5 protein-coding genes and 1 pseudogene are annotated in these 3,452 nt (G+C 50.6%); 2 read left to right on the top strand and 4 right to left on the bottom strand.

Annotation, left to right across the window (positions count from 1 at the left end; genetic code table 11):
* Nucleotides 1-120: integrase core domain-containing protein (locus ABJO75_RS00770; protein WP_348432288.1), on the top strand; the 120-nt coding region annotated here is incomplete at its 5' end.
* A gap of 54 nt (nt 121-174) precedes the next feature.
* Here the strand turns inward: ABJO75_RS00770 and ABJO75_RS00765 are convergent.
* The 3 genes from ABJO75_RS00765 to ABJO75_RS00755 all read right to left on the bottom strand — a co-directional run bounded on the left by ABJO75_RS00765 (nt 175) and on the right by ABJO75_RS00755 (nt 2,570).
* On the bottom strand, nt 175-927 hold the full coding sequence (locus ABJO75_RS00765) for an ion transporter (RefSeq protein WP_348432287.1): 753 nt from the start codon (nt 925-927) through the stop codon (nt 175-177).
* Nucleotides 928-1,018: 91 nt separating this feature from the next.
* Complete coding sequence (locus ABJO75_RS00760; protein ID WP_348432286.1) at nt 1,019-1,888, bottom strand: hypothetical protein; 870 nt, start codon at nt 1,886-1,888, stop codon at nt 1,019-1,021.
* A 367-nt stretch (nt 1,889-2,255) separates the two neighbouring features.
* Complete coding sequence (locus tag ABJO75_RS00755) at nt 2,256-2,570, bottom strand: hypothetical protein (RefSeq protein ID WP_348432285.1); 315 nt, start codon at nt 2,568-2,570, stop codon at nt 2,256-2,258.
* Between the two features lie 35 nt (nt 2,571-2,605).
* On the opposite strand from ABJO75_RS00755, the pseudogene ABJO75_RS00750 reads away from it, so the two are divergent.
* A pseudogene (locus ABJO75_RS00750) lies at nt 2,606-2,896 on the top strand (integrase core domain-containing protein); the annotation flags it as partial.
* A 59-nt stretch (nt 2,897-2,955) separates the two neighbouring features.
* On the opposite strand, the gene ABJO75_RS00745 reads toward ABJO75_RS00750, so the two are convergent.
* Nucleotides 2,956-3,452, bottom strand: a 497-nt coding sequence (locus ABJO75_RS00745; RefSeq protein ID WP_348432284.1) for an AraC family transcriptional regulator, incomplete at its 5' end; no start/stop codon positions are given.

The following is a 3,452-nucleotide window of genomic DNA, read 5'->3' as shown; positions in this document are numbered from 1 at the left end:
GCCCGGTCAAAAATGGAGGAATGGCGTAGAGACTACAACGAAGTCCGTCCCCACAGCGCAATCGGCAACAAACCGCCAGTCTCGCTGATGAACGGCTCACTGGCGGCTTCTCCGCCTTGAGCCTTGACACCCGGAAAATTCCAGCCCGGTGGTCCAAATAAAGGGAGCAGGCCACTATTTTTTCCCATCCTGTTCGTGTCTTTTATTTCGTTGCTGCGCCTGAATTGCATCGGAAAATGCGGCAGCAAGAATTCCAGTTGGCATCGCAATCAGGCCGATGCCTGTGATCGCCGTTAATCCGGCAAAAAACTGTCCTAAGGAGGTTGTGGGATAAACGTCACCATAGCCGACCGTGGTCAACGTTGCGATCGACCACCACATCGTCCTCGGTATGCTTCCAAAGGTATCCGGCTGCGCGTGTCCTTCGATCATGTAAAGAATTGTCGAGGAGATAAGCAGCAGCATGGCCGCCAAGCCTACGCTCATTAGTAGCTCGTAGCGACGAGAATGCAGTGCCGTAGAGATTGCGTCAAACGCCCGCGAAAACCGCCCCAACCGCGCTACTCGTAGGATCCGAAGAAGACGAAATAGGCGCAAAAGGAATGCTTCTGTTCCAAGAAAGGTGAGCAGCAGAGGCGAAACGGAAAGCAGGTCGATAATAGCTGCCGGGGAAAGCGCATACTTCATTCGACCGACGGCACCTTGATATCGAGGATCCTCACCTGCGACCCAAAGTCTAGCAACGTACTCGAGAACAAAAATTGAAGTGAAAAACAACTCCACAGCCCGGAATGCCCATTCTCGACCATCAAGTATTGTGGGTTCACTCTCGATTACAGCTGTTGCCGTGGCTGCCAGAATTACAACACTTAATGCCCTGTTGACTGGAGACAGACCGGGACGGGGCCACGCGGTTGGCTCAAGCATCTGGTAAACTTGGACCCTGAAACAATTTAGCCTAAACATCGAGTGGGCCACTCTAGGCCGTGAGCGCTTCAGTGAGCGTGTACTCGTGTACTTACTCTGGACCGTGTCCTGCATCACGAAGCTCGATGGCTCTCATTATTTTCAGCCCCGCGTGGCTCTGTCGCCAATCTCTTGAAGCTTCGGCTGCAACCACGAGGTAACTCGTATTTTTGCAAACCGTTTCCTTGGTTATTCCACCGCGCTCTTCAATCAATCCGGAAACTGCTTTTCGAGGTCCTAAAGCGAACTTACCTGTCAAAACAAACATTTGACCGTTGAACGCAATTTCTCTGAAATCATCCAAGGCCCCCTGAAGTACGCCTGTATTGCCAAAAGTTGGAAGCCCTGTGTCTGATGCACTGTCGCCAACCAGCTGCGTTATCCAATCGCAGATATCGTCAGACTCTTCCGAAGTAATTCGGCCATCCGAAATCGCCCTTTGCGCTGACAATCTAAGGTTCCGAATTCTGCTGTCCTGCTGAATTCTCGGGTAGGATTCCAACCTTCGGAGTAAAGTTTGCACCTCTTCGAGCGTAATGTGGTTGTCACAGGCAATTCCTGCGCAAAACCCATACATCTCGTTGACATCGTCATTCTCAGTTTCCAGCTGAAACTCCTTGGAACGGATATCAACGATGTCTTGAATAATCGCGAAAATTTCTCGAGGTTCATTTTGCCAGATGGCAAGGTCCTCAATCAGCTCTTTAGCATCGTCATCCTTGAGCAATGCAAGGAAGTTTTCAGCTTCAACTTTGAGGGGTGAAAACTCAGCAGTCTCTATGTGTTTGCTAGCGAGCACACCTTTGAGGAAACCAAGCCAATAGGCCATCACCTTTCGATAGTTGGAATGTTTGTGAATGCGCCCGAGAGCGGCACCACCATATTCTAGCTCTGTGCCTCTTCCTTTCGACAACCCACCCATCAACCTCTCCTTGCATCCGATACAATGAACAACTTAACAGTAGAGCAATCATAAGGCGAGTTATTGCACAATACTGAGTGGGTATTTTCGTCGCAGACCAACAGCGTAAATCGCAGCCCAATTCAACCCTAAGCCCCGGCGCATTCGTGTTGACAACGGCCCCGAGTTCGCTGCTGGCCAAACGTTGCGAAGGTCGAAGTCTTGAAACGCAGCAATTCAACCATTTCGTCATTTAGGTGTTTGGGTGCGTCAATACATATGAAGTATCAAACGAGCGGCTACCAGAGACCTTTCTTTGCGAACCAGGACTGCATTTGAAACGTACGGCATATCGCTGTCGAATGGCTGCGGCTTGGTAGCGGCGATATTACGTGGAGCCGCTGATAATAACTTCGCGAACCCAGGCAAGAATCTCATCTTGTTCAACGCGTGGCCTTCGTCTGAAATCGTCCGGCAAATGCCAAACCAGGCGACGGCGTTTGGCAGGTGTCAATTCGTCCAACTCACAGTAGGTTGTTGTGTCGACAGCAGCTTCAAAAACGCTGGAAAAATATCTGTTTGGAAGACGGTATCGACGTTCGATACGACGCAGAATATCCTGGCTTATTGCTGTTGATGGTGCAGTATTTCTTCGTCCCCATCCGACGAAGGTGCTGCGTTTGATGCGGTCATCAGTCCTCACGACGGCACTGTAAAGATGGTAGACGGACTTTCTGCATTCGCGAGATCAGGACTGACAACGGACATGAGTTTCAGGCAAAGTTTCATTGGCACGTCGAAGACAAAGGTATTCGTCACGCATATATCAAGCGCGGAATCCCGCAACTGAATGGCAAGATCGAGCGCTCACACCGGTCAGATCAGCAGGAGTTCTACCAGCTTCTAAGCTACAAGGGTGACGTTGATCTGGAGGCAAAACTCGACGAATGGGAACGCTTCTACAACTTCGCAAGGCCTCACGGCGCTTTCAACGGAAAAACGCCTTACGAAGCGCTTCGAGAAAAGCTATTATCACAATTCGAAATGTCCCGGAAGCACCGACATATCTACTTCTATATTCGAATTCTTCAGTCGTAAATCTTGTCGAGCTCTCGGAAATCCTTGGGGGCGTAGCCGGTGTGGAGTTTAAATTCACGGGACATGTGGGATGGGCTGCTGAAGCCCAGGTCTTCTGCGAGGATCGACAATGGCAACTCGGATGAAAACAATTCCCGTTTGACCAAGGCGATCCGTTTCTTGCGAACGTAATCCTGTGGTGAGGTGTCAAATGTTTCCTGAAATTTTCTAACAAAGTGCGATCTGCTCATGCCAGCCAGCTTGTGGAGCTCGGATACCTTCACGCCTTTGCGAAGATTGTCCGCGACATGCCGTAGGACAGGCGCCATGCGCCTCACGTCCTGTTGGCGTTTGAGGTCGCGGTGTCTTGCGCGCGTGTTGAAATGTGGTGACAGTAAAGACAGGATTTGACTACGCACCATGATTTGGTCGGCAAAACCCTTGCTTGCCAGCTTCTCGTCGATTTGTGTCATCGACTGGAGTGTCGCGTCGTATGAAGGCGCCTCAT

This window comes from Sedimentitalea sp., from assembly GCF_039973035.1.
In the GTDB taxonomy this organism is placed as follows: Bacteria; Pseudomonadota; Alphaproteobacteria; order Rhodobacterales; family Rhodobacteraceae; genus Sedimentitalea.
This window is presented reverse-complemented; position numbering and strand designations above follow the sequence as displayed.